The organism is Escherichia sp. 94.0001 (assembly GCF_013369155.2).
Classification (GTDB): Bacteria; Pseudomonadota; Gammaproteobacteria; order Enterobacterales; family Enterobacteriaceae; genus Escherichia; species Escherichia coli_F.
Genome location: NZ_JABWMS020000008.1, coordinates 1 through 23,388, shown reverse-complemented (window position 1 = coordinate 23,388; position 23,388 = coordinate 1). Strand labels below are relative to the sequence as shown.

Genomic DNA, 23,388 nt, shown 5'->3' with positions numbered 1-23,388 from the left:
TGCGAGTTTCAGAAAAGGGGCCTGAGTGGCCCCTTTTTTCAAACTGACGGCAGCAATTCACTGGAAACTAATGTATTGTTGCTATGAATGATCTTCCGTTGCAGAGGTTCGCGCGGCTAATGAGAGGCTTTACCCACATTGGGCTGGGTTAGGGTTGTCATTAGTCGCGAGGATGCGCAGAAGATCGGGTATTAACACCAGTGCCGTAAGGTGCTGTCTAAGAAAGAGAAAGGATATTACATTGCTTAATCCGATCGTTCGTAAATTCCAGTACGGCCAACACACCGTGACTCTGGAAACAGGCATGATGGCGCGTCAAGCCACTGCCGCTGTTATGGTTAGCATGGATGACACCGCGGTATTCGTTACCGTTGTCGGCCAGAAAAAAGCCAAACCAGGTCAGGACTTCTTCCCGCTGACCGTTAACTATCAGGAGCGTACCTACGCTGCTGGTCGTATCCCGGGTAGCTTCTTCCGTCGTGAAGGCCGCCCAAGCGAAGGCGAAACGCTGATCGCGCGTCTGATTGACCGCCCGATTCGCCCTCTGTTTCCGGAAGGTTTCGTCAACGAAGTTCAGGTTATCGCCACCGTGGTTTCTGTTAACCCGCAGGTTAACCCGGATATCGTCGCGATGATTGGTGCTTCTGCGGCGCTGTCTCTGTCTGGTATTCCGTTCAATGGTCCAATTGGTGCTGCCCGCGTAGGTTACATCAATGACCAGTACGTACTGAACCCGACTCAGGACGAACTGAAAGAGAGCAAACTGGATCTGGTTGTTGCCGGTACAGAAGCTGCCGTGCTGATGGTTGAATCTGAAGCTGAACTGCTGAGCGAAGACCAAATGCTGGGCGCAGTGGTGTTCGGTCATGAACAACAGCAGGTTGTTATTCAGAACATCAATGAACTGGTGAAAGAAGCCGGTAAACCGCGTTGGGATTGGCAGCCGGAGCCGGTAAACGAAGCGCTGAACGCGCGCGTTGCTGCGCTGGCTGAAGCTCGTCTGAGCGATGCTTATCGCATCACCGACAAACAAGAGCGTTATGCGCAGGTTGATGTCATCAAATCTGAAACCATCGCGACGCTGCTTGCTGAAGATGAAACCCTGGACGAAAACGAACTGGGTGAAATTCTGCACGCTATCGAGAAAAATGTTGTTCGTAGCCGCGTACTGGCAGGCGAACCGCGTATCGACGGTCGTGAAAAAGATATGATCCGTGGTCTGGATGTGCGTACTGGCGTGCTGCCGCGTACTCACGGTTCTGCGTTGTTCACCCGTGGTGAAACGCAGGCACTGGTTACCGCAACGCTGGGTACTGCACGTGACGCACAGGTTCTTGATGAACTGATGGGCGAACGTACTGACACCTTCCTGTTCCACTACAACTTCCCTCCGTATTCCGTAGGTGAAACTGGCATGGTCGGTTCTCCGAAGCGTCGTGAAATTGGTCACGGTCGTCTGGCGAAGCGCGGCGTGCTGGCAGTAATGCCGGATATGGACAAATTCCCGTACACCGTACGTGTAGTATCTGAAATTACCGAATCCAACGGTTCTTCTTCTATGGCTTCCGTGTGCGGTGCGTCTCTGGCGCTGATGGACGCAGGTGTGCCAATCAAAGCTGCTGTTGCGGGTATCGCAATGGGTCTGGTGAAAGAAGGCGACAACTACGTTGTACTGTCTGACATTTTGGGCGACGAAGATCACCTGGGCGATATGGACTTCAAAGTTGCGGGTTCCCGCGACGGTATCTCTGCACTGCAGATGGATATCAAAATTGAAGGTATCACCAAAGAGATCATGCAGGTTGCGCTGAATCAAGCTAAAGGTGCGCGTCTGCATATCCTGGGCGTCATGGAGCAGGCGATCAACGCGCCGCGTGGTGATATCTCTGAGTTTGCACCGCGTATCCATACCATCAAGATCAATCCGGACAAGATCAAAGACGTTATCGGTAAAGGCGGTTCTGTTATCCGTGCCCTGACCGAAGAAACTGGCACCACCATCGAAATCGAAGATGACGGTACTGTGAAGATCGCAGCGACCGACGGCGAGAAGGCGAAAAACGCTATTCGTCGTATCGAAGAGATCACCGCAGAAATCGAAGTGGGTCGCGTCTACAATGGTAAAGTGACCCGTATCGTTGACTTTGGCGCGTTTGTTGCCATCGGCGGCGGTAAAGAAGGTCTGGTCCACATCTCTCAAATCGCCGACAAGCGTGTTGAGAAAGTGACCGACTACCTGCAGATGGGTCAGGAAGTACCGGTGAAAGTTCTGGAAGTCGATCGCCAGGGCCGTATCCGTCTGAGCATTAAAGAAGCGACTGAGCAGTCTCAACCTGCTGCAGCACCGGAAGCTCCGGCTGCTGAACAGGGCGAGTAAGGTTGCCATTTGCCCTCCGCTGCGGCGGGGGGCTTTTAACCGGGCAGGACGCCTTGTTAGCAACCGGGAACAGGACGTTCATTCAACCGTGGTCTTCGGGAGTGGGAAATGAAGCCTTTTTTGCGCTGGTGTTTCGTTGCGACAGCACTTACGCTTGCAGGATGCAGTAATACTTCCTGGCGTAAAAGTGAAGTCCTCGCGGTACCATTGCAACCGACTTTACAGCAGGAAGTGATTCTGGCACGTATGGAACAAATCCTTGCCAGTCGGGCTTTAACCGATGACGAACGCGCACAGCTTTTATATGAGCGCGGAGTGTTGTATGATAGTCTCGGTCTGAGGGCATTAGCGCGTAACGATTTTTCGCAAGCGCTGGCAATCCGACCGGATATGCCTGAAGTATTCAATTACTTAGGCATATATTTAACGCAGGCAGGCAATTTTGATGCTGCCTATGAAGCGTTTGATTCTGTACTTGAGCTTGATCCAACTTACAACTACGCGCACTTGAATCGCGGGATCGCATTATATTACGGCGGTCGTGACAAGTTAGCGCAAGATGATCTGCTGGCGTTTTATCAAGACGATCCCAATGATCCTTTCCGTAGTCTGTGGCTTTATCTCGCCGAGCAGAAGCACGATGAGAAGCAGGCTAAAGAAGTGTTAAAACAGCACTTCGAAAAATCGGATAAGGAGCAGTGGGGATGGAACATTGTCGAGTTCTACCTGGGCAACATTAGCGAACAAACGTTAATGGAAAGGCTCAAGGCGGACGCAACGGATAACACCTCGCTCGCTGAGCATCTCAGTGAAACCAACTTCTATTTAGGTAAGTACTACCTAAGTCTGGGGGATTTGGACAGCGCCACGGCACTGTTCAAACTGGCGGTTGCCAACAACGTTCATAACTTTGTTGAGCACCGATACGCATTGTTGGAATTATCGCTCCTGGGCCAGGACCAAGATGACCTGGCAGAATCGGACCAGCAATAGCTGACGTACACATCAGCCCGTAATCTTTTTTGATTGCCATCACCTTAACGGGTGAGGGCGTTGTTGTTCGTTAATACACCTACTTTGAGCCGGTTCACACTTTTCAATGAAAATTGCTGATCAATTTCATGATGAGTTATGTAGACTGGCCGCCATTAATTTTGAGGCACACGTACTACATGGCTGAATTCGAAACCACTTTTGCAGATCTGGGCCTGAAGGCTCCTATCCTTGAAGCCCTTAACGATCTGGGTTACGAAAAACCATCTCCAATTCAGGCAGAGTGTATTCCACATCTGCTGAATGGCCGCGACGTTCTGGGTATGGCCCAGACGGGGAGCGGAAAAACTGCAGCATTCTCTTTACCTCTGCTGCAAAATCTTGATCCTGAGCTGAAAGCACCACAGATTCTGGTGCTGGCACCGACCCGCGAACTGGCGGTACAGGTTGCTGAGGCAATGACGGATTTCTCTAAACACATGCGCGGCGTAAACGTGGTTGCCCTGTACGGCGGCCAGCGTTATGACGTGCAATTACGCGCCCTGCGTCAGGGGCCGCAGATCGTTGTCGGTACTCCAGGCCGTCTGCTGGACCACCTGAAACGTGGCACTCTGGACCTCTCTAAACTGAGCGGTCTGGTTCTGGATGAAGCTGACGAAATGCTGCGCATGGGCTTCATCGAAGACGTTGAAACCATTATGGCGCAGATCCCGGAAGGTCATCAGACCGCTCTGTTCTCTGCAACTATGCCGGAAGCGATTCGTCGTATTACCCGCCGCTTTATGAAAGAGCCGCAGGAAGTGCGCATTCAGTCCAGCGTGACTACCCGTCCTGACATCAGCCAGAGCTACTGGACTGTGTGGGGGATGCGTAAAAACGAAGCACTGGTACGTTTCCTGGAAGCGGAAGATTTTGATGCGGCGATTATCTTCGTTCGTACTAAAAACGCGACTTTGGAAGTGGCAGAAGCTCTTGAGCGTAACGGCTACAACAGCGCTGCACTGAACGGTGACATGAACCAGGCGCTGCGTGAGCAGACGCTGGAACGCCTGAAAGATGGTCGTCTGGATATCCTGATTGCGACCGACGTTGCGGCCCGTGGCCTGGACGTTGAGCGTATCAGCCTGGTAGTTAACTACGATATCCCGATGGATTCTGAGTCTTACGTTCACCGTATTGGTCGTACCGGCCGTGCGGGGCGTGCTGGTCGTGCGCTGCTGTTCGTTGAGAACCGCGAGCGTCGTCTGCTGCGCAACATTGAACGCACTATGAAGCTGACCATTCCGGAAGTAGAACTGCCGAACGCAGAGCTGCTGGGCAAACGCCGTCTGGAAAAATTCGCCGCTAAAGTACAGCAGCAGCTGGAAAGCAGCGATCTGGATCAATACCGTGCACTGCTGAGCAAAATTCAGCCGACTGCAGAAGGTGAAGAGCTGGATCTCGAAACTCTGGCAGCCGCACTGCTGAAAATGGCACAGGGTGAACGTACTCTGATCGTGCCGCCAGATGCGCCGATGCGTCCGAAACGTGAATTCCGTGACCGTGATGACCGTGGTCCGCGCGATCGTAACGACCGTGGCCCGCGTGGCGACCGTGAAGATCGTCCGCGTCGTGAACGTCGTGATGTTGGCGATATGCAGCTGTACCGTATTGAAGTGGGCCGCGATGATGGTGTTGAAGTTCGTCATATCGTTGGCGCGATTGCTAACGAAGGCGACATCAGCAGCCGTTACATCGGTAATATCAAGCTGTTTGCTTCTCACTCCACCATCGAACTGCCGAAAGGTATGCCGGGTGAAGTGCTGCAACACTTTACGCGTACTCGCATTCTTAACAAGCCGATGAACATGCAGTTGCTGGGCGATGCACAGCCGCATACTGGTGGTGAGCGTCGTGGCGGTGGTCGTGGTTTCGGTGGCGAACGTCGTGAAGGCGGTCGTAACTTCAGCGGTGAACGCCGTGAAGGTGGTCGTGGTGATGGTCGTCGTTTTAGCGGCGAACGTCGTGAAGGCCGCGCACCGCGCCGTGATGACTCTACCGGTCGTCGTCGTTTCGGTGGTGATGCGTAATCATCGCTGATTAGCGAACACAATCTGTAAAATAATATATACAGCCCCGATTTTAACCATCGGGGCTTTTTTTCTGTCTTTTGTACTCGTGTACTGGTACAGTGCAATACATAACAACGTAGTCGCACTATTTTTCACTGGAGAGAAGCCCACATGGCAACACTAACCACCACCCAAACGTCACCGTCGCTGCTTGGCGGCGTGGTGATTATCGGCGGCACCATTATTGGCGCAGGGATGTTTTCTCTGCCAGTGGTCATGTCCGGTGCGTGGTTCTTCTGGTCAATGGCGGCGCTGATCTTTACCTGGTTTTGTATGCTGCATTCCGGCTTGATGATTCTGGAAGCTAACCTGAATTACCGAATCGGTTCGAGTTTTGACACCATAACCAAAGATTTGCTGGGCAAAGGCTGGAACGTGGTCAACGGCATTTCCATTGCCTTTGTGCTCTATATCCTGACCTATGCCTATATTTCTGCCAGCGGTTCGATTCTGCATCACACCTTCGCGGAGATGTCGCTGAATGTTCCGGCACGAGCGGCAGGTTTTGGTTTTGCGCTACTGGTGGCGTTTGTGGTGTGGTTGAGCACCAAAGCCGTCAGCCGGATGACGGCGATTGTGCTGGGGGCGAAAGTTATTACCTTCTTCCTCACTTTCGGCAGTTTGCTGGGGCATGTGCAGCCTGCGACATTGTTTAACGTCGCGGAAAGCAATGCGTCTTATGCACCGTATCTGTTGATGACCCTGCCGTTCTGTCTGGCCTCATTTGGTTATCACGGTAACGTGCCGAGCCTGATGAAGTATTACGGCAAAGATCCGAAAACTATCGTGAAATGCCTGGTCTACGGTACGCTGATGGCGCTGGCGCTGTATACCATCTGGTTGCTGGCGACGATGGGCAACATCCCTCGTCCGGAGTTTATCGGCATCGCCGAGAAGGGCGGTAATATTGATGTGCTGGTACAGGCGTTAAGCGGCGTGCTGAACAGCCGTAGTCTGGATCTGCTACTGGTCGTGTTCTCAAACTTTGCGGTAGCGAGTTCGTTTCTTGGCGTAACGCTGGGCCTGTTTGACTATCTGGCAGATCTGTTTGGTTTCGATGACTCGGCTATGGGCCGCTTGAAAACGGCACTGTTAACCTTTGCCCCGCCTGTCGTCGGTGGCCTGCTATTCCCGAATGGATTCCTCTACGCCATTGGTTATGCCGGCTTAGCGGCTACCATCTGGGCGGCAATTGTTCCGGCGCTGTTGGCCCGCGCATCGCGTAAACGCTTTGGCAGCCCGAAATTCCGTGTCTGGGGCGGCAAGCCGATGATTGCACTGATTCTGGTGTTTGGCGTTGGCAACGCACTGGTGCATATTTTATCGAGCTTTAATTTGCTGCCGGTGTATCAGTAATTGAACGAGCCGGATGAGCAGTGTTCATCCGGCAATATTCCATAGTGCGCGCGAGGTAATCAAATATATCCTTGTTTATTATAAAGTTCTTCGGCAAGTGCTTCCCCATGTTCATCGAAAAATGCATTGGCGATCTTTAAATTATTCTCCTCAGGATTTGCCGTTATCCTGCTACCATTGGAATCAAATTCGAGCGCGATGGCGATCTCCGACCCCCACCAGTAATCATAAATTAGCGCAAAATTATTTTCCCCTGGCGTAATAAATTTCTCGATGCCTCGCACACAGGCCATGAGTGGCATGAAGATTTCATAGCTCTCTGAGAGAAATATATGATCCATCGTGACTATCTGTGTTTCTTTATTAAAGTTGATATGTTCGGCATAAATATTCTTTTCACTTTCACCAGAATTACAAGCTGCAAGATTGTTAAGCATTTTTGCAGGATCGCCGTACAACCGCTGCTTCTCGATAAACCATGGCAACCAGTCGTCATGGTCTTTGATATTTGTTGCTGGTGAATGGAAAAACTTCTCGAGGTTACTCTCGGTAATATGTGTATGAAGAAAAAAGGAAGCCGGTTCACTCATAATGATTTTCTCTGGTAATAAGTCGATTTGTTCATTTCTCTGTTTGGCGATGATAAAACGATGACTATTTTATAAAAGTACAGAACTGGACCTTTCATCTATTTCCTATCATAGGAAAATATATACTTGAACTGGATCAGAATAAGCGGAATACGAAAATGGGGTGTAAAGGATTACTCGCTATTGTATTGTTGAGCCTGTTTATCGCTTTTATTTTAAAAATTTTCTGGCCCACCCCGCACGATGAACATCTTTTCCTGCCCGTTGAAAAACCTTTCGTATCGTCTTTAAAAATCATTCGCCCCGGCGACCAGTTAATTATCCGCATTCTGAAAGCGGAAGATAAGCTGGAACTGTGGGCAAGCATCAACAACAAGCCTTACGAACTCTATAAAACCTGGACTATATGCGCGTGGTCTGGTGGCTTAGGGCCAAAACACAAACAGGGGGATGGTAAAAGCCCGGAAGGTTTTTATGCCACCAACAAAGGGTTGCTTAACCCAAACAGCCGCTATCATCTGGCATTTAATATTGGTTACCCGAATGCTTACGATCGGGCAAACGGCTACACCGGTGATTTCATTATGGTTCACGGAAACTGCGTTTCGGCGGGCTGCTATGCCATGACCGATGCTGGTATTGAAGAGATTTATCAACGGGTGGCGCAGGCGCTGAATAGCGGACAGAAGAGCGTGCCGGTGCATATCTTCCCGTTTGCGATGAACGACGAAAATATGCGCCAGGCGCAGGCATGGCCGGAATATAATTTCTGGCGTATGTTGAAGCCCGGCTATGATTACTTTGAAAAAAATCGCCGATTGCCAACCATCAACGTTGAAAACCGGCGTTATAAAATCAGCCCAACAACTCTTCCTTAACATCCATCGCCAGTTCAAACGAATGCAGGCGCGCCTGGTGATCGAAAATCTGCCCGTTAACCATAATCTCATCCGCGTCGGTTTCGCGCAGGATCGACTGCAAACCATGACGCACTTTCGCTTTATCACCCACCAGCGACATACTTAGCGCCTGCTGCACGCCATACTGCTCAGACGGTGACCAGAACTGATCCATATTTTGAATCGGTGGCGGCAGTTGCCCGGTTTCACCGCGGCGCAGCTTCACAAAGGCTTGCTGCATCGAGGTAAACAGGAATTCGGCGTCGCGGTTGCTGTCGGCGGCGATAATATTGATGCACACCATCGCGTACGGTTTCTCCAGCCGCGCCGACGGTTTGAAGTTACTGCGATAAAGATGCAGCGCCTGGAACAGCATATCCGGCGCGAAGTGTGAGGCAAACGCAAACGGCAGACCAAGCTGCGCCGCCAGTTGCGCACTGTAAAGGCTGGAGCCTAACAACCACACGGGGATTTTCTCGCCATAGCCTGGTACCGGGCGCACATGCGGATTGGGATCGCGGGCGTCAAACCAGTCCACCAGCTCCGCGACATCGCGGGGGAAATTATCAATATCGCCGCTCATATGGCGACGTAGTGCCATCATTGTCCGTTGGTCACTACCTGGCGCACGACCCAGCCCCAAATCGATTCGCCCCGGATAGAGCGTATTGAGCGTGCCGAACTGTTCGGCAATCACCAACGGTGAGTGGTTTGGTAACATCACGCCGCCAGACCCCAGATGCAGCGTGGTGGTATTTGCCGCCAGATAGCCAATCAATACTGATGTTGCAGCACTGGCAATGCCGGTCATATTGTGGTGTTCCGCCAGCCAGTAGCGATGATAGCCGCGCTTTTCAGCCAGACGGGCGAGGTCGAGAGAGTGGGAGAACGCTTCTCGCGCTGAAGAACCTTCGGGGATGGGGGCCAGATCGAGTAGCGAAAACGCAATGGTTTTATCAGTCATAACAGCTCACTTTGTTACCGATTAATCTTTAATACTGCATTAAAGGGTAGTTAAAGTTGTTAACAAAGTGAGCTATTTGCTTAGGCTTGCAGTTCCAGCCCAGCCAGCCGTCTCCAGTAGCCGTTACAGTCGCTGTTTGCCGTCAACGGGAGTGGTGCAGCGCCATTTTCATTAGCGCGGAAGGCGTCGAGCATCGCGAAAGTGTCAGTACCCTGCGGTGACAGGCGGACCACATCAACCAGCCCCTGCATGGATGCCAGCTCGTTACCGAGGTTGTACACGTAGCCGCTCATGGTCTGAATGCCATTGAGCACAAACACTTGTTGGTTTTCCTGCGACAGCACGTTGCGCCCGTTCGGATACTTAATGCAGCAGGTTTCACACTCATCTTTTGGGCGGTCTTCCGAACGCGCGGTAAAGCAGCGGGCGGAGTAGGCCAGCGGCAGATGACCGTAGCTCAAGACTTCCACTTCAAACTGGTTGCGAATGCCCAGTTCATCGCACTGATTAAGCAGATTCACCAGCCAGTCGCGGGAAAGTTCCACCGGCATACACCAGCGCATCATGCCCTGTTTGAGCAATATTTTCAGCGTCACCGCGTTGTAGCAGTTCAGCGCGTGTCCGGCGACGAACGGCAGTTTGCGCTCAGCGCACATATTCACCACGCCAAGATCGCTGGCTTCAATCAGAAACTCACCGTTCTCAACATAGCGTTTCAGTTCGCCCAGTTCGGAGGATGCCTGCACCAGCGCCAGCGTGGAGAGCACAATCTGCTTGCCACTTCCGGCGAGCGATTTTGCCATCTCCAGCCAGTCGCCAACTTTGGTTGCCCGGCGTTTGCTACAGACCGCTTCACCGAGATAAATCACGTCTGCGCTGCTGGCGGCGGCCTGCTGATAAAAATCTTCCAGCGTCTCTTTTGGCCAGTACCACAGCACCGGCCCTAAGGAATATTTCATTGCTTTTCTCACTGCCATTTACGGTGATACGCGCCAAGGGTGGTTTGCGTGCCTTCGGACATCGCCCCGAGCGTCTCCATCCACGCGCTTTGTGGTACGAAGTTTTGCAAATCGGCCTTACAACGGTCGATAGCCTGACGCCAGACTTTTGCCACCTGGCTGACATACGCCGGGCTACGCTGGCGGCCTTCAATTTTCACCGAAGCGATATTCGCCGCCATTAACTCCGGCAGTAGCTCAAGGGTATTGAGACTGGTTGGTTCTTCCAGCGCGTGATAGCGCTCGCCGTCCACCAGATAACGCCCTTTACACAGCGTCGGATAACCTGCGTTTTCGCCGTCCTGATAACGGTCGATCAGCACTTCGTTCAGGCGAGATTCCAGCCCCTGCGGCGTTTGCTGCCAGCGCACGAAACGGGCCGGAGAACATGCCCCCACGGTGTTGGGCGACTCACCCGTCAGATACGACGACAGATAGCAACGACCTTCCGACATAATGCACAGACTGCCGAAAGCGAACACTTCCAGCGGTACAGGCGTGACCCGCGCCAGTTGTTTCACCTGATGAATCGACAACACGCGCGGCAGCACCACGCGGGCAACGTCAAAATGGCGATGATAAAAGTGAATCGCCTCTTCATTGGTTGCCGAAGCCTGCACTGACACATGACGTTCAATATGCGGGTATCGCTGGGCGGCGTACTCCAGCATGGCGAGGTCGGCGAGAATCAGCGCATCGGCACCCAACTGCGCCGCCATATCCACGGCGCGCTGCCAGCGGGCGTAACCGTCCGGATGCGCAAAAGTGTTAATCGCGATGTGAAGTTTGCGGCGATGTTGATGGACAAAACTCACCGCTTCCTGCAATTTTTTCTCGGTAAAGTTAAGGCCGGCGAAGTGACGGGCATTGGTATCATCTTTTAGCCCGATATAAACAGCATCTGCGCCGTTTTCGATGGCCGCCTTAAGCGCCGGGAGATTTCCGGCAGGGCAGAGCAGCTCCATAATTTTTCCTGAAGATTGCGCTATCAAAGCGCAAAAATGTTAACGAACTGGGATTTTAGTTAACCTTGCTGCGACAATTTTTGATTTAAGGCAGTTAAAGTTGTATTGGTGGTAGCAGCAATTTCATATGGAATTGTTGATTTATACCGCTATGTTATTTTTCTGATATGGCAAAATAGGATGATTGTTGAAACAGGGAGTAAAACTCGTGTTGGATAAACTGCGTTCCCGTATTGTGCATTTGGGGCCATCTCTGTTGAGTGTACCGGTAAAACTGACGCCATTTGCGCTAAAACGCCAGGTTCTTGAGCAGGTCTTAAGCTGGCAATTCCGTCAGGCGCTGGATGATGGCGAGCTGGAGTTTCTTGAAGGCCGCTGGTTAAGTATTCATGTGCGTGATATTGACCTGCAATGGTTTACCTCGGTGGTGAATGGCAAACTGGTCGTTAGCCAGAACGCGCAAGCTGATGTGAGTTTTAGTGCCGACGCCAGCGATCTGCTGATGATTGCGGCGCGTAAACAGGATCCGGACACGCTCTTCTTCCAGCGTCGGCTGGTGATTGAAGGCGATACGGAGCTGGGGTTATATGTGAAAAACCTGATGGACGCCATTGAACTGGAGCAAATGCCGAAAGCCTTACGCATGATGCTGCTGCAACTGGCGGATTTTGTTGAGGCGGGAATGAAAACCGCGCCTGAAACCAAACAGACATCGGTAGGTGAACCATGCTAATTCGAGTAGAAATTCCCATTGATGCGCCGGGTATTGATGCCCTGCTGCGTCGTTCATTCGAAAGCGATGCGGAAGCGAAGCTGGTTCACGATCTGCGTGAAGATGGCTTTCTGACGCTGGGGCTGGTGGCGACAGATGACGAAGGTCAGGTCATTGGCTATGTGGCATTTAGTCCGGTTGATGTGCAGGGCGAAGATCTACAATGGGTCGGCATGGCACCGCTGGCGGTAGATGAAAAATACCGTGGACAGGGGCTGGCACGCCAACTGGTCTATGAAGGACTCGATTCGCTTAATGAGTTCGGCTATGCCGCAGTGGTGACGCTGGGCGATCCGGCGCTGTACAGTCGTTTCGGCTTTGAGCTGGCGGCGCATCACGATCTGCGTTGTCGCTGGCCGGGCACTGAAAGCGCCTTCCAGGTACATCGTTTAGCGGATGACGCGCTGAACGGCGTAACCGGTCTGGTTGAGTATCACGAGCACTTCAATCGCTTTTAATCTTTGGGGTTTGCAGGCTGCTCAACAGTTCTGCAAACCCTGCGCCTTCCGCTACCAGACGTTCTTTTTGCCGTTTGGTCAGTTGTTTAACGCGATATTCCGCCCGTAGTGCCAGCGAACGGTCGCCCACTGGCGCGGAAAATGCCAGCGTCAGTTCACCTTTCCCACGCAGTGCTTTTGCGCCTTTGCCGCTTTGATGTTGCTGATAGCGGCGTTCGACATCCGTGGTGATCCCGGTATAAAGCTTATTGTCGGCGGTACGGATCAAGTAAAGAAACCAGGGTGTCATCGTCTGCGTCACATGTTAAGGTCAGGCCCACAGTATAAAAGAGAACAGCTATGGAAACACTCACCGCCATCAGCCGTTGGCTGGCAAAACAACATGTTGTCACCTGGTGTGTGCAGCAGGAAGGGGAATTGTGGTGCGCCAATGCCTTTTATCTTTTTGATGCACAGAAAGTTGCCTTCTACATTTTGACGGAGGAAAAAACGCGTCACGCGCAGATGAGTGGGCCGCAGGCGGCAGTTGCTGGAACGGTAAACGGTCAGCCGAAAACGGTAGCGTTAATTCGCGGCGTGCAGTTTAAAGGTGAGATCCGCAGACTGGAAGGTGAGGAAAGCGACCTTGCGCGCAAGGCGTATAATCGTCGCTTTCCGGTTGCCAGAATGCTGTCGGCGCCGGTGTGGGAAATCCGGCTTGATGAAATCAAATTCACTGACAACACGCTGGGCTTTGGTAAAAAAATGATTTGGCTACGTAGCTCAGGCACCGAGCAGGCGTAACGCCTCGCGGTTAAACGCGGGCAAATCGTCCGGTGTCCGACTGGTAACCAGCTGATCTTTATCGACCACGACTTCCTGATCGTAAAATTCCGCGCCCGCGTTTTTAACATCAATCACAATCGGTTTAACCGCGGTCAGTTTGCGTCCCCGAATCACATCGGCGCTGATCAGCAGCTGCGGACCGTGGCAAATGGCAAACACCGGTTTGCCGCTATTCACAAAATCACGGATAAAGGTGACAAAACGGTTGTCGCCACGCAGATAATCCGGTGAATGACCGCCCGGTAGCAGCAGGGCATCAAACTCGGTTGGCGTCACTTCATCGATGGATTTATCGATGGTCACGCTGGCTTCTCCTTTTTTCCCTTTCACCGTTTTACCCGCTTGTTTTTCAATGGTAATCACTTCGTGTCCGGCTTTACGGAACTCGTCTGCGGGTGAAGTAAATTCTGAATCCTCAAATTCATCAGTGATTAAAACGGCAATTTTCTTACTCATGCTTCCTCCGCGTTGTTGCATTGGATGAGGCGAATTTCTCACAATCGGGGATAATTACCTCATGGTCTATTAAGCCTGGTGCATGAGCCGGGGAGCGCAAGGCAGACAATTCTGTAAAGGAGCGAAGATGAGTCAGGTACTGATTACAGGCGCAACGGGGCTGGTGGGCGGTCACCTGCTGCGGATGTTGATTAACGAACCGAAAGTTAACGCTATTGCTGCACCGACGCGACGTCCGTTGGGAGATATGCCAGGAGTGTTCAATCCCCATGATCCGCAACTGACCGACGCGCTGGCACAGGTCACTGATCCTATCGACATTGTGTTTTGTTGTCTCGGCACCACGCGGCGGGAAGCGGGGAGCAAAGAAGCGTTTATTCATGCCGATTACACGCTGGTTGTGGATACCGCATTAACCGGACGGCGACTGGGTGCTCAGCATATGCTGGTAGTCAGTGCTATGGGGGCCAATCCCCACTCGCCGTTTTTCTATAACCGCGTCAAAGGGGAGATGGAAGAAGCGTTAATCGCCCAGAACTGGCCGAAACTGACCATTGCCCGTCCGTCGATGTTGCTGGGCGATCGCAGCAAGCAGCGGATGAACGAAACGCTTTTTGCACCGTTGTTTCGTCTGCTACCGGGTAACTGGAAATCCATTGATGCGCGAGACGTGGCGCGGGTCATGCTGGCAGAGGCGATGCGGCCTGAGCATGAAGGTGTGACTATTTTAAGCTCTTCAGAATTACGCAAAAGAGCTGAATAATTATTCCCAAGAATTGATAGTGAGCGTAATATTCACGCGCTCAATTATCATAACTAATTCCTGGGGAATGCTATGACTGGTCAGTCTTCATCTCAGGCGGCAACGCCCATTCAGTGGTGGAAACCCGCGCTTTTCTTTCTCGTTGTCATTGCTGGTCTCTGGTATGTGAAATGGCAACCTTACTACGGCAAAGCGTTTACCGCCGCCGAAACTCACAACATCGGTAAATCAATACTCTCACAGGCGGATGCTAATCCGTGGCAGGCGGCGTTGGATTACGCGATGGTCTATTTCCTCGCGGTATGGAAAGCGGCGGTGCTAGGGGTGATCCTCGGGTCGTTGATTCAGGTGCTGATCCCTCGTGACTGGCTGCTACGCACGCTTGGGCAATCGCGCTTTCGCGGCACGCTGCTGGGAACGCTGTTTTCGCTGCCGGGCATGATGTGTACCTGCTGTGCGGCTCCGGTCGCGGCGGGGATGCGGCGTCAACAGGTATCGATGGGGGGCGCGCTGGCATTCTGGATGGGGAATCCGTTGTTAAACCCGGCGACGCTGGTGTTTATGGGTTTTGTCCTCGGCTGGGGCTTTGCGGCGATTCGTCTGGTGGCGGGACTGGTGATGGTGTTGCTGATTGCGACCCTGGTACAAAAATGGGTGCGTGAAACACCGCAAACACAGGCACCGGTCGAAATTGACATGCCGGAAGTGCAGGGCGGATTCTTTAGCCGCTGGGGTAGGGCGCTATGGACGCTTTTCTGGAGTACGATCCCGGTATATATCCTTGCCGTACTGGCGTTGGGTGCCGCTCGCGTCTGGTTATTCCCCCATGCCGATGGTGCTGTCGATAACAGCCTGATGTGGGTGATTGCGATGGCGGTAGCGGGATGCTTGTTTGTCATTCCCACGGCAGCAGAAATTCCGATTGTACAAACGATGATGCTGGCAGGTATGGGAACCGCTCCGGCGCTGGCATTGTTGATGACGCTTCCTGCTGTAAGTTTGCCGTCGCTGATAATGTTACGTAAAGCGTTCCCGGCGAAAGCCTTATGGCTGACGGGGGCGATGGTGGCGGTGTCTGGTGTGATTGTCGGCGGGCTGGCGCTGTTGTTCTGATTTGAGGGAAAACATGTCGGATGCGGCGTAAACGCCTTATCCGACCTACGGTTTGCATCGTTGTAGGCCTGATAAGACGCGGCAAGCGTCGCATCAGGCAACGGCAGTCGGATGCGGCGCAGGCGCCTTATCCGACCTACGGTTTGCATCGTTGCAGGCCTGATAAGACGCGGCAAGCGTCGCATCAGGCATTACAAGGCGTTGTTATTTAATGAACGTAAACGCCGTGGTTACCCGCTTCACGCCGCTTACCCGGCTGGCAATATCTGCCGCCGCTTTCGCTTCACGTTCAGTCACCAGCCCCATCAGGAACACTTCACCATTTTCAGTGGTCACTTTCACGTTGGAGGATTTCACCAGATCGCTGGTTAAGAGCTGCGAACGCACTTTGGTGGTGATCCACGTATCGTTAGACGCTTCGCCCAGACCAATCGGCTGGCCCTGACGAATCTCGTTATACACTTCGTTGGCACCGTCTACGCCCATCGCAATTTGTTTAGCGCGAGCCGAAAGTTCAGCGTTTGGTGACTGCCCAACCAGCAGCACTTTGCCCTGATAGGCCGTTACATTAATGCGAGCTTCTTTCTTGATTTGTTCGTCTTTCGACAATGCGCTGTTCACGCGCACTTCCAGGGTTCCATCGTCCACTTGGGTGCCGACACTGCGTGGGTCAGTTGCGGCTTTTGTACCCACAGCCGCGGTGCCCACTACGGCGGCAGCAACGCAACCTTGCAACAGCAGTGCGGAAATAAGGACTGCGATTGGCGATAATGCCTTCATGTATTCTCCTTAAACATCCTGGTGAGGGAAAAGCGTGTTATCGATCAGATCGCACAAGCAATTTACCGTCAGCATATGCATTTCCTGAATGCGAGCACTACGATGCGAAGGAATGCGGATCTCCACATCCTGTGGCCCTAACAACCCTGCAAGTTCACCGCCGTCATAGCCAGTCAATGCCACAATGGTCATATCACGCGTAACAGCAGCTTCTACTGCTTTTACGATATCGCGGCTGTTGCCACGGGTGGAAATGGCTAACAACACATCTCCCGCATGCCCCAGCGCCCGCACTTGTTTTGCATACACTTCGTCATGTAAGCGATCGTTGGCAATCGCCGTTAAGACAACATTATCAGTATTTAGTGCAATGGCAGGTAAGCTGGGCCGCTCCGTTTCGAATCGGTTGATCATGCTGGCAGCAAAATGCTGTGCATTGGCAGCGGAAGTTCCATTACCACAACAGAGGATTTTGTTGCCATTGAGCAGAGACTGAACCAGCGTCATGGCTGCACGGGAGATGGCATCCGGAAGCGCCTCTGCTGCCGCAATTTGAGTTTGAATGCTTTCAGTGAAGCAAGCTTTAATTCGTTCTTGCACGCTAATCCTTAAACCTTAATTATGAGTGGTCATTAAAGGCATCCTTAATCCACTCAACTTCATTCCCGGTGAAGGCTACCACATCGAACCGGCAATCCACAGTATCAAAACTCCCATTATGACGCGCGAGCCACAAGCGGGCAGTCTGTAATAATTTGTGTTGTTTGCTGCGGGTCACACTGGCTGCCGCACCACCGTAAAGGGCTGAGCGGCGGTAACGCACCTCGACAAAAACGGTGGTCCTGCCTTCACGCATTATCAGATCGATCTCGCCGCCACGCTCGTTCACGTTAGCGGCGACAAACCGCAGTCCTTTGCTCTCCAGCCAGCGACGCGCTTGTGCTTCCCACGCATCGCCGGTCTGTTTAGTGGTTAACTGGCGGGGACTACCTGACCTTGTTGGTACTGTAGCCATGATAACTTCCTGTTAATTACGCAATCCGGGTTAGCCGTCAGACTTCCGGTATTACCGTTGATTTCGAAACCCTGAACCTGGCGCATCTGTGAGAAATGATTTGCCAACGACCAGGCATCAACGCCCATCGCATACATGCGAGCCAGCGAATAATCGTTATTCACCGCACTGAGCGCCTGCTGCATTAATGGCAGATTACCGCCTGCCAGCATCGGGATTTCGCTATATTGCAAACCTTCCATTTCCAGACGGAAATCCGGACCCGCGGTGCCTTGTGCGCTGCGGGAACTGGCGTACAGCGTTGCACCACTCTGGCTACCGTTACGCATGGCGATCATCGGTTTGATAAAAGCGATTTCACCCGGCGTTGCCACAATGTACACCGCATCGACACGACCGCCATTATTGGTGAACTGGTCATCGGTTGGCGTGGTTTGCAGCATTGGATTGTTGGTCGTTATGCCTGAATCGGTTGTCGCTCTGGGAGTAATCGGGCTACCGGTTAAAGCGATACCAGAACCACCGTTAACTCCCGCGCGTAATTCGCTGGTGGAACCAAATTTTTGTTGCAAAACGGTGCCGCCGCCCAGCTTCTGCCACTCTTGCGCAAACGCATTGGCTACGCGATCGCCCAGCGAACTGCGAGGGATCAGCACCAGTGGCGCTTGTTTACCCTGGTCACGAATATGACGCGCTGCATCGCGCGCTTCGTCTTCCGGTGAAAGCGCGAAGTAACAAATATTGACGCGGTTTTCGATATTTTCCGGCTGGTTCAGTGCCAGCACGTTCAGCGGGGTGTTGCTTTTCAGTAACTCTTCAACGTTATTTTTCAGCAACGGACCGACCACAATACTCGCGCCATCCTGTTGAACCTGGTTGAGGATCTGGCTAAGCGGTTGTGATGAGGTATCATAAATTTTCAGCTCTGCGGATGGATTCGCGGGGGCGCTTACCGCCGCAGTGTTTGCCGCCGGGGCGCTTACAGGCACTGGTTGAGCCGCGGTTTCTTCGCCTGTCAGATCGCTAACCGAGGCTTGTGCCGGGCTGGCAACGCCGTCAACAGTTTGCTGCTGGGGTTGTTCTGCAACGTCTGCGATTGGTGCGGCAGTTGCCTGTGCCGCCACTGGCTGAGTGCCGATATTTTTCGCCGCTTCAAAGCCTTGCTGAATAGTGCGGCCAAATACCGCTGCCTGGCCATTCAGTGGCAACAGCAGGGCGATTTTGTTGGTCGATGCGGGTTTAAACGCTTTTACGTTAACCAACTGCGTTGGCAGCATTTTCGCGCCCGGGTTGTTCGGATAACGTTTCTGCCAGTCGGCGATCCCAGCTTTCATCATGTCGGGATCGTTACGGTTATCAAACCAGACGCGCTGCAGATCAAGCCAGCCTTGCAGAATATTTTCGTCGGCGTTGATCACCAGCGTATTCGCCTGGTCCTGAGTCATGGAGGAGAGTGCCTGCCATGTAGCATCAATATTCTGTTGCTTTTCTTTCGCGCCGAGCAGGGGTTCCTGAGCAATTAAGGCGCGCAGTAAATCAATGGAAGGACGCCCCTGACTGGCATCGATTTTTGCCTGCCAGTAACGCGCCTGCTGGTTTTGATCTAAATCGGCAGGTGTGATTTTCGCCAGCAGGGTTTGTGCGCCAGCAAAATCTTTCTGCGCCAGCTTAATTTCTACTGCCAGAAGAGTTTTCTCGCGACGCTGGTAATCGTTCAGTTCCTGCGGCAGTTGGTTAAACAGCTCCACCGCCTGCCCGGTTTTACCTTCTTTCACCAGTGCACGAATGGCGAGTAATTGCCAGTTGATCCTGGTATCATCAGCGCTTTGCTGCATCTGCTGAAGATAAAAGGCAGAATCAGCCTGCGCCGTGCCCTGCATATAGGCAGTGGACTGATCGGGAGTATGGGTGCCACAACCGGCGAAAATCAGGGCTGCCAGAACAACAGGCAGACAACGCGCGGCTTTCAAACGAGAAAATGTTGAGGGTACCATAATGTATCCAGTGATATTTTTTTACGCAATGCTCAATATTAAATCGGCAATACGGACGACACAATGAAACAACACCAATCGGCGGATAATTCTCAGGGCCAGCTTTACATTGTACCGACGCCAATCGGCAATCTGGCAGATATCACCCAGCGTGCGTTGGAGGTTTTACAGGCCGTTGATCTGATTGCCGCCGAGGATACGCGTCATACCGGTTTACTGCTGCAACATTTTGGAATTAACGCCAGGTTGTTCGCCTTGCACGACCATAACGAACAACAGAAAGCCGAAACGTTACTGGCGAAGCTGCAAGAGGGGCAAAACATTGCGCTGGTGTCCGATGCCGGAACGCCACTAATTAACGATCCCGGCTATCATCTGGTGCGTACCTGCCGAGAAGCGGGGATTCGCGTGGTGCCACTACCGGGGCCGTGTGCTGCTATCACTGCATTAAGTGCTGCGGGTTTACCATCCGATCGTTTTTGTTATGAAGGCTTTTTACCTGCCAAATCAAAAGGCCGCCGTGATGCGCTAAAAGCCATTGAAGCGGAGCCGCGCACGCTGATTTTTTATGAATCCACCCACCGTCTGTTAGATAGCCTGGAAGATATCGTTGCTGTGCTGGGTGAGTCCCGTTACGTGGTGCTGGCGCGTGAGCTCACCAAAACCTGGGAAACCATTCACGGCGCGCCCGTTGGCGAGCTGCTGGCGTGGGTAAAAGAAGATGAAAACCGTCGCAAAGGCGAAATGGTGCTGATTGTTGAAGGCCATAAAGCGCAGGAAGAAGACTTACCCGCCGATGCCCTGCGCACGCTGGCGTTGTTACAGGCTGAGCTTCCGCTGAAGAAAGCGGCGGCGCTGGCGGCAGAGATTCACGGCGTGAAAAAAAACGCGCTGTATAAGTATGCGCTGGAACAGCAGGGGGAGTGATTACAGGCGTCGCAGCAAGAATAGAGCTGCAACGCCTACACCGGGCGATTTAACGACGACACATCTCATCAATCATGCATGTGAAATAGTTATGCAGCCATAAAAACGAAGCCGGGATAGCGGTAGAGACTTTAGCCGTGAGAAAACGTTCTGTCGCATCCTGCTTTCCTTCGCCAGTCACCAGTAGCAAAACTTCGCGGGTATTGAGAATATCCTTCAGGCCTAAGGTGATCCCACGAGTCACGGGGCGACCCGCGGTTTTTAACATCTCATGTTGCTGTGTTCTGGCATCAAGTTGACTGATATGGCAGGCCGGTTGCAGGCTTTCTCCCGGTTCGTTCAGCCCAAGATGACCGTTTTTCCCCAATCCGAGAACGCATAAATCCAGACCGCCTTTGCGCGCAATCAGGTTCGTTACCCGTTCGCACTCTGTCTCATTTATCTCTTCGGAGCGAAAGCTGATGAGCTGGTCTTCACGTAGCCCCAGCGGCTGCACGATATGCTGTTGAAGGAAAGTTTCGCAGGTGCCAGGCATCGTTAATGGCAGATCCACCCATTCGTCGAGCTTCACGAAGGTGAGCTGGCTGGCATCAACCTGCTGCTGGTGGATTTTTTCTACCAGATAATGATACGTCAGTAATGGCGTGGCTCCGGTCGCCAGGCAAATCACGGCATCCGGTTTGCTACGGATCACGGCCAATAAATATTCGCTGGCACGTTCACTTAACGCCGTATAGTTTTCAACTTGTTGAAGGGTTTGCACAGGATGAAATTCCTTTAGTAAAGAGGCACCACCAGACGCAGTGCCTCGTTCCATTTACAAAATGCCGAATGCGGAACAAACAATAGAGAGCACAAAAGTCACGCCGATTAACAGCACCGGATGCGCTTTTTTCACCCGCAGGAAGTAATACATCAACAGGGTGTAGGCCATCGGTAAAATGTTCGGGAAGACTTTATCGAAGAAATCCTGCTGCAGCGCGACGCTGTGGGTACTGTCGATGGCAAACGATGTCACCACGTTAATATGCACATACGAAGCGATCAGCCCGCCGATTACCGTGATCCCGAGGATGGTTGCCGAACGAGCAATCATCTGCGAGTTCTCTCGCACTTTATCGATCGCCTTCACGCCGACTGAATAACCGACGTGGGTCCAGCCGACGCGCAGGAAAAAGATAAGCAGGTAAACGGCGAAAAATAGAATCGGCCCCAGCAGGTTTCCCTGACTGGCAAACGATGAGCAAATCCCCGCCATAATCGGCAACAAAGTAAACCAGAAAATCGCATCACCAATCCCGGCGATTGGGCCAAATAGCGCCACTTTGAGGCCTTTAATGGTGTCGCGGTTTTCTCCTTTTTCTTCCATCGAAATTAATAACCCCATCAGGAATCCGACCAGATTCGGGTGAGTATTAATAAATTCGAGGTTATCTTTCATCGCCGCGCTTAGGCCCGGTTTGTCGTCCTTATAAATCTTTTTCAGGAGCGGCAACATCGCCCAGGTAAAACCGCCCGCCTGCATCCTTTCGTAGTTAAAGCTCGCTTGCAGGAGTGACGAACGAAAGCCCAGACGGGTGATATCTTTTTTACTGATTTCAGATCCCATTGCTGTAGTCCTCTTCTTCATTTTTACTGGCAACGGGCTGCGGTTGCGCTTGCTGCCGGGATTTCGCATTGAAAAACTCATACACCGCAAAGCCTGCACCCAGTACGGCAACTGGCAACAGGTTGCTGACCTGGATGTAGCAAACAAACAAGAAACCGGCGATCAGGTAAGGGATATATTGCGCTTTGAACATCACGCGCAGCAGCAGGCCAAAACCAACGGCAGGCAGAATGCCGCCAGCCACTTCAAAGCCGTGGGTCAGCCAGGCGGGCATCGCTTTCACCAGCGCCTGCATCGCCCCTTGCGCCAGGTAAGTACAGAGGAAAGCAATCACCGCATACGCTGAAGCGACGATGAGCATCGTTGTCCAGTTAAGTCGGGAAAACGCTGCTGTATCCGCCTCTTTCGCACATTTATCGGCTTTGGTCATAAATAATGAGAATGCCGAATAGAAGAACAGAATGACGTACTGCATTAACAAACTAAACGGCAGACCAAGGCCAATTGCCGTTTTGGCATCGACGCCAGTAGACCACGCAATGACGGTAGTCATCAGACCCGCCATAATTGGGTTGGGCGGCTGTACACCACCTGCGGGGGTTAATCCGGCGAAAGCCAGTTCTGTTAGGCCACCGGTAATTAAGCCAGTCTGAATATCACCGAGAATAGCACCTGTAAGGGTACAAACGATTATCGGGCGGAATAAAAATAAGGCTTCCAGCCAAAAATCAATCCCCAGAACGAAAACTAACGCCGCCAGGGATAATCCCTGAATTAGGGTTATTTCATGCATTTTTATTACCTCAAACCAGTATTAAGGCGATTTTTGAATTTAGTCAGGGATTTGTTCTTTTTGATCGCCGGGGACGTCCTGAATAAAAATATTCACACCGCGTTGTTTAATAAAGCGTAAGTCCGCGAGATCTTGATCGTCGATATAAACTTTACTGCTGATTTGCTTTTTACCTTCCGAGAAATGCATATTGCCGACGTTGACATCTTTCAGGTCAATGCCACCTTCTATCAATTTACGTACCGTTTGTGGCGTACGGCAAATCAGGAAGATCTTCTGATGCGGTGCAGCTTTGCCGATGACGTTAATGGTTTTTTCGATAGTAAAGAAACGAATGCCAAAGCCGTAGGTTTCCGCGGTAATACCCATTAATTTTTGTTGAATATCATCGTTAGCGACAACATCATCCACGACTACCAGCAGATTTGCACCGATGGTAGATGTCCAGGTCACACCAACCTGACCGTGAACCAGACGGTTATCAATACGGGTTAAGAGAATATTTGGACTGCTCATTGTGTAATCCTCACCATAAAGTTGAATAATATAATTTTTTTAAATATATTATTGTTGCGATATTTTACTGATGTATTTATTAAGGTTTAGTTATCTCCTTTACCATTAAGGCAC

General features: G+C 52.0%; 26 protein-coding genes. 12 read left to right on the top strand and 14 right to left on the bottom strand.

Going from position 1 to position 23,388, the window contains the following annotated elements; translation table 11 throughout:
• Positions 1–241: 241 nt before the first annotated feature.
• The 5 genes from pnp (at position 242) to mtr (ending at position 6,837) form a co-directional block, all read left to right on the top strand.
• On the top strand, positions 242–2,377 hold the full coding sequence (gene pnp, locus HEN33_RS06280; protein ID WP_001296445.1) for a polyribonucleotide nucleotidyltransferase: 2,136 nt from the start codon (positions 242–244) through the stop codon (positions 2,375–2,377).
• Between the two features lie 108 nt (positions 2,378–2,485).
• Positions 2,486–3,370: a lipoprotein NlpI gene (gene nlpI / locus HEN33_RS06275; RefSeq protein WP_176262724.1), complete on the top strand. Its 885-nt coding sequence runs from the start codon at positions 2,486–2,488 to the stop codon at positions 3,368–3,370.
• 106 nt (positions 3,371–3,476) lie between these two features.
• Positions 3,477–3,557, top strand: coding sequence for a protein YrbN (gene yrbN, locus HEN33_RS06270; RefSeq protein ID WP_010723222.1), 81 nt, complete (start codon positions 3,477–3,479; stop codon positions 3,555–3,557).
• Complete coding sequence (deaD, locus tag HEN33_RS06265) at positions 3,550–5,439, top strand: ATP-dependent RNA helicase DeaD (protein WP_001295553.1); 1,890 nt, start codon at positions 3,550–3,552, stop codon at positions 5,437–5,439. The genes yrbN and deaD overlap by 8 nt, the downstream gene beginning before the upstream one ends.
• 153 nt (positions 5,440–5,592) lie before the next feature.
• Complete coding sequence (mtr, locus tag HEN33_RS06260; RefSeq protein ID WP_000224345.1) at positions 5,593–6,837, top strand: tryptophan permease; 1,245 nt, start codon at positions 5,593–5,595, stop codon at positions 6,835–6,837.
• A 59-nt stretch (positions 6,838–6,896) separates the two neighbouring features.
• On the opposite strand, the gene HEN33_RS06255 is transcribed toward mtr, so the two are convergent.
• Positions 6,897–7,427: a cytoplasmic protein gene (locus HEN33_RS06255; RefSeq protein WP_176262723.1), complete on the bottom strand. Its 531-nt coding sequence runs from the start codon at positions 7,425–7,427 to the stop codon at positions 6,897–6,899.
• Positions 7,428–7,585: 158 nt separating this feature from the next.
• Here HEN33_RS06255 and HEN33_RS06250 point away from each other — a divergent pair, with 158 nt between their 5' ends.
• Complete coding sequence (locus HEN33_RS06250) at positions 7,586–8,305, top strand: L,D-transpeptidase family protein (RefSeq protein WP_176262722.1); 720 nt, start codon at positions 7,586–7,588, stop codon at positions 8,303–8,305.
• On the opposite strand, the gene HEN33_RS06245 is transcribed toward HEN33_RS06250, so the two are convergent.
• From HEN33_RS06245 to ubiU, 3 genes are all read right to left on the bottom strand, one after another.
• Positions 8,283–9,290: a luciferase-like monooxygenase gene (locus tag HEN33_RS06245; RefSeq protein WP_000130380.1), complete on the bottom strand. Its 1,008-nt coding sequence runs from the start codon at positions 9,288–9,290 to the stop codon at positions 8,283–8,285. The two genes, HEN33_RS06250 and HEN33_RS06245, sit on opposite strands and share 23 nt — an antisense overlap.
• An 80-nt stretch (positions 9,291–9,370) precedes the next feature.
• The gene (locus tag HEN33_RS06240) at positions 9,371–10,249 is read right to left on the bottom strand and encodes a U32 family peptidase (protein ID WP_001296442.1); all 879 of its coding nucleotides are present in this window, start codon (positions 10,247–10,249) and stop codon (positions 9,371–9,373) included.
• Between the two features lie 8 nt (positions 10,250–10,257).
• A complete protein-coding gene (ubiU, locus tag HEN33_RS06235) occupies positions 10,258–11,253 on the bottom strand; it encodes a ubiquinone anaerobic biosynthesis protein UbiU (RefSeq protein WP_176262721.1) in 996 nt (331 codons plus the stop codon).
• Between the two features lie 208 nt (positions 11,254–11,461).
• Here ubiU and ubiT point away from each other — a divergent pair, with 208 nt between their 5' ends.
• Complete coding sequence (ubiT, locus tag HEN33_RS06230) at positions 11,462–11,986, top strand: ubiquinone anaerobic biosynthesis accessory factor UbiT (RefSeq protein WP_001295552.1); 525 nt, start codon at positions 11,462–11,464, stop codon at positions 11,984–11,986.
• A complete protein-coding gene (locus HEN33_RS06225; RefSeq protein WP_000908554.1) occupies positions 11,980–12,483 on the top strand; it encodes a GNAT family N-acetyltransferase in 504 nt (167 codons plus the stop codon). The genes ubiT and HEN33_RS06225 overlap by 7 nt, the downstream gene beginning before the upstream one ends.
• Here the strand turns inward: HEN33_RS06225 and yhbQ are convergent.
• Entirely contained in the window at positions 12,470–12,772 is a 303-nt protein-coding gene (gene yhbQ / locus HEN33_RS06220) for a DNA damage response exodeoxyribonuclease YhbQ (protein ID WP_000189315.1), read from the bottom strand. The two genes, HEN33_RS06225 and yhbQ, sit on opposite strands and share 14 nt — an antisense overlap.
• A 50-nt stretch (positions 12,773–12,822) precedes the next feature.
• Between yhbQ and HEN33_RS06215 the strand changes: the two genes are divergently transcribed.
• Complete coding sequence (locus tag HEN33_RS06215; RefSeq protein WP_000449454.1) at positions 12,823–13,266, top strand: YhbP family protein; 444 nt, start codon at positions 12,823–12,825, stop codon at positions 13,264–13,266.
• Here the strand turns inward: HEN33_RS06215 and yhbO are convergent.
• Positions 13,246–13,764, bottom strand: a complete 519-nt coding sequence (gene yhbO / locus HEN33_RS06210; RefSeq protein ID WP_176262720.1) for a protein/nucleic acid deglycase — start codon at positions 13,762–13,764, stop codon at positions 13,246–13,248. The two genes, HEN33_RS06215 and yhbO, sit on opposite strands and share 21 nt — an antisense overlap.
• Positions 13,765–13,891: 127 nt before the next feature.
• Between yhbO and HEN33_RS06205 the strand changes: the two genes are divergently transcribed.
• Positions 13,892–14,527 (top strand): NAD(P)H-binding protein, encoded by a 636-nt coding sequence (locus tag HEN33_RS06205; RefSeq protein ID WP_001352912.1) that lies wholly within the window; start codon positions 13,892–13,894, stop codon positions 14,525–14,527.
• 72 nt (positions 14,528–14,599) lie between these two features.
• Complete coding sequence (locus HEN33_RS06200; protein WP_032185189.1) at positions 14,600–15,640, top strand: permease; 1,041 nt, start codon at positions 14,600–14,602, stop codon at positions 15,638–15,640.
• A 204-nt stretch (positions 15,641–15,844) separates the two neighbouring features.
• Here the strand turns inward: HEN33_RS06200 and dolP are convergent, their stop codons facing one another.
• The 4 genes from dolP to lpoA are packed head-to-tail and all read right to left on the bottom strand — an operon-like array spanning position 15,845 to position 19,429.
• A complete protein-coding gene (dolP, locus tag HEN33_RS06195) occupies positions 15,845–16,420 on the bottom strand; it encodes a division/outer membrane stress-associated lipid-binding lipoprotein (protein ID WP_000646033.1) in 576 nt (191 codons plus the stop codon).
• A gap of 9 nt (positions 16,421–16,429) precedes the next feature.
• On the bottom strand, positions 16,430–17,020 hold the full coding sequence (gene diaA, locus HEN33_RS06190; RefSeq protein ID WP_001158035.1) for a DnaA initiator-associating protein DiaA: 591 nt from the start codon (positions 17,018–17,020) through the stop codon (positions 16,430–16,432).
• 19 nt (positions 17,021–17,039) lie between these two features.
• Positions 17,040–17,435, bottom strand: a complete 396-nt coding sequence (locus HEN33_RS06185; protein WP_000246844.1) for a YraN family protein — start codon at positions 17,433–17,435, stop codon at positions 17,040–17,042.
• Positions 17,393–19,429, bottom strand: coding sequence for a penicillin-binding protein activator LpoA (gene lpoA / locus HEN33_RS06180; RefSeq protein WP_176262719.1), 2,037 nt, complete (start codon positions 19,427–19,429; stop codon positions 17,393–17,395). The genes HEN33_RS06185 and lpoA overlap by 43 nt, the downstream gene beginning before the upstream one ends.
• 63 nt (positions 19,430–19,492) lie before the next feature.
• On the opposite strand from lpoA, the gene rsmI reads away from it, so the two are divergent.
• The gene (rsmI, locus tag HEN33_RS06175; RefSeq protein WP_000809263.1) at positions 19,493–20,356 is read left to right on the top strand and encodes a 16S rRNA (cytidine(1402)-2'-O)-methyltransferase; all 864 of its coding nucleotides are present in this window, start codon (positions 19,493–19,495) and stop codon (positions 20,354–20,356) included.
• 49 nt (positions 20,357–20,405) lie between these two features.
• Here the strand turns inward: rsmI and HEN33_RS06170 are convergent, their stop codons facing one another.
• From HEN33_RS06170 to agaB, 4 genes are read right to left on the bottom strand one after another with little or no spacing between them, the layout of a single operon-like run.
• Positions 20,406–21,173, bottom strand: a complete 768-nt coding sequence (locus HEN33_RS06170; protein ID WP_176262718.1) for a galactosamine-6-phosphate isomerase — start codon at positions 21,171–21,173, stop codon at positions 20,406–20,408.
• Positions 21,174–21,965, bottom strand: a complete 792-nt coding sequence (agaD, locus tag HEN33_RS06165; protein WP_000534360.1) for a PTS galactosamine transporter subunit IID — start codon at positions 21,963–21,965, stop codon at positions 21,174–21,176. It abuts the gene before it with no gap.
• Positions 21,955–22,758, bottom strand: a complete 804-nt coding sequence (gene agaC, locus HEN33_RS06160) for a PTS galactosamine transporter subunit IIC (protein ID WP_032303833.1) — start codon at positions 22,756–22,758, stop codon at positions 21,955–21,957. Before agaC ends, agaD begins: the two co-directional genes overlap by 11 nt.
• Before the next feature lie 39 nt (positions 22,759–22,797).
• The gene (gene agaB / locus HEN33_RS06155) at positions 22,798–23,274 is read right to left on the bottom strand and encodes a PTS galactosamine transporter subunit IIB (protein WP_000098011.1); all 477 of its coding nucleotides are present in this window, start codon (positions 23,272–23,274) and stop codon (positions 22,798–22,800) included.
• Positions 23,275–23,388 lie beyond the last annotated feature (114 nt).

Coding starts and splice junctions, on each gene's coding strand:
- yrbN (WP_010723222.1), top strand. CDS start 3,477: ATGAAAATTGCTGATCAATTTCATGATGAGTTATGTAGACTGGCCGCC.
- yhbO (WP_176262720.1), bottom strand. CDS start 13,764: ATGAGTAAGAAAATTGCCGTTTTAATCACTGATGAATTTGAGGATTCA.
- HEN33_RS06200 (WP_032185189.1), top strand. CDS start 14,600: ATGACTGGTCAGTCTTCATCTCAGGCGGCAACGCCCATTCAGTGGTGG.
- HEN33_RS06255 (WP_176262723.1), bottom strand. CDS start 7,427: ATGAGTGAACCGGCTTCCTTTTTTCTTCATACACATATTACCGAGAGT.
- HEN33_RS06205 (WP_001352912.1), top strand. CDS start 13,892: ATGAGTCAGGTACTGATTACAGGCGCAACGGGGCTGGTGGGCGGTCAC.
- agaB (WP_000098011.1), bottom strand. CDS start 23,274: ATGAGCAGTCCAAATATTCTCTTAACCCGTATTGATAACCGTCTGGTT.
- HEN33_RS06215 (WP_000449454.1), top strand. CDS start 12,823: ATGGAAACACTCACCGCCATCAGCCGTTGGCTGGCAAAACAACATGTT.
- HEN33_RS06225 (WP_000908554.1), top strand. CDS start 11,980: ATGCTAATTCGAGTAGAAATTCCCATTGATGCGCCGGGTATTGATGCC.
- HEN33_RS06250 (WP_176262722.1), top strand. CDS start 7,586: ATGGGGTGTAAAGGATTACTCGCTATTGTATTGTTGAGCCTGTTTATC.
- HEN33_RS06170 (WP_176262718.1), bottom strand. CDS start 21,173: ATGGAACGAGGCACTGCGTCTGGTGGTGCCTCTTTACTAAAGGAATTT.
- lpoA (WP_176262719.1), bottom strand. CDS start 19,429: ATGGTACCCTCAACATTTTCTCGTTTGAAAGCCGCGCGTTGTCTGCCT.
- mtr (WP_000224345.1), top strand. CDS start 5,593: ATGGCAACACTAACCACCACCCAAACGTCACCGTCGCTGCTTGGCGGC.
- dolP (WP_000646033.1), bottom strand. CDS start 16,420: ATGAAGGCATTATCGCCAATCGCAGTCCTTATTTCCGCACTGCTGTTG.
- HEN33_RS06240 (WP_001296442.1), bottom strand. CDS start 10,249: ATGAAATATTCCTTAGGGCCGGTGCTGTGGTACTGGCCAAAAGAGACG.
- ubiU (WP_176262721.1), bottom strand. CDS start 11,253: ATGGAGCTGCTCTGCCCTGCCGGAAATCTCCCGGCGCTTAAGGCGGCC.
- rsmI (WP_000809263.1), top strand. CDS start 19,493: ATGAAACAACACCAATCGGCGGATAATTCTCAGGGCCAGCTTTACATT.
- HEN33_RS06185 (WP_000246844.1), bottom strand. CDS start 17,435: ATGGCTACAGTACCAACAAGGTCAGGTAGTCCCCGCCAGTTAACCACT.
- deaD (WP_001295553.1), top strand. CDS start 3,550: ATGGCTGAATTCGAAACCACTTTTGCAGATCTGGGCCTGAAGGCTCCT.
- agaD (WP_000534360.1), bottom strand. CDS start 21,965: ATGGGATCTGAAATCAGTAAAAAAGATATCACCCGTCTGGGCTTTCGT.
- agaC (WP_032303833.1), bottom strand. CDS start 22,758: ATGCATGAAATAACCCTAATTCAGGGATTATCCCTGGCGGCGTTAGTT.
- HEN33_RS06245 (WP_000130380.1), bottom strand. CDS start 9,290: ATGACTGATAAAACCATTGCGTTTTCGCTACTCGATCTGGCCCCCATC.
- yhbQ (WP_000189315.1), bottom strand. CDS start 12,772: ATGACACCCTGGTTTCTTTACTTGATCCGTACCGCCGACAATAAGCTT.
- nlpI (WP_176262724.1), top strand. CDS start 2,486: ATGAAGCCTTTTTTGCGCTGGTGTTTCGTTGCGACAGCACTTACGCTT.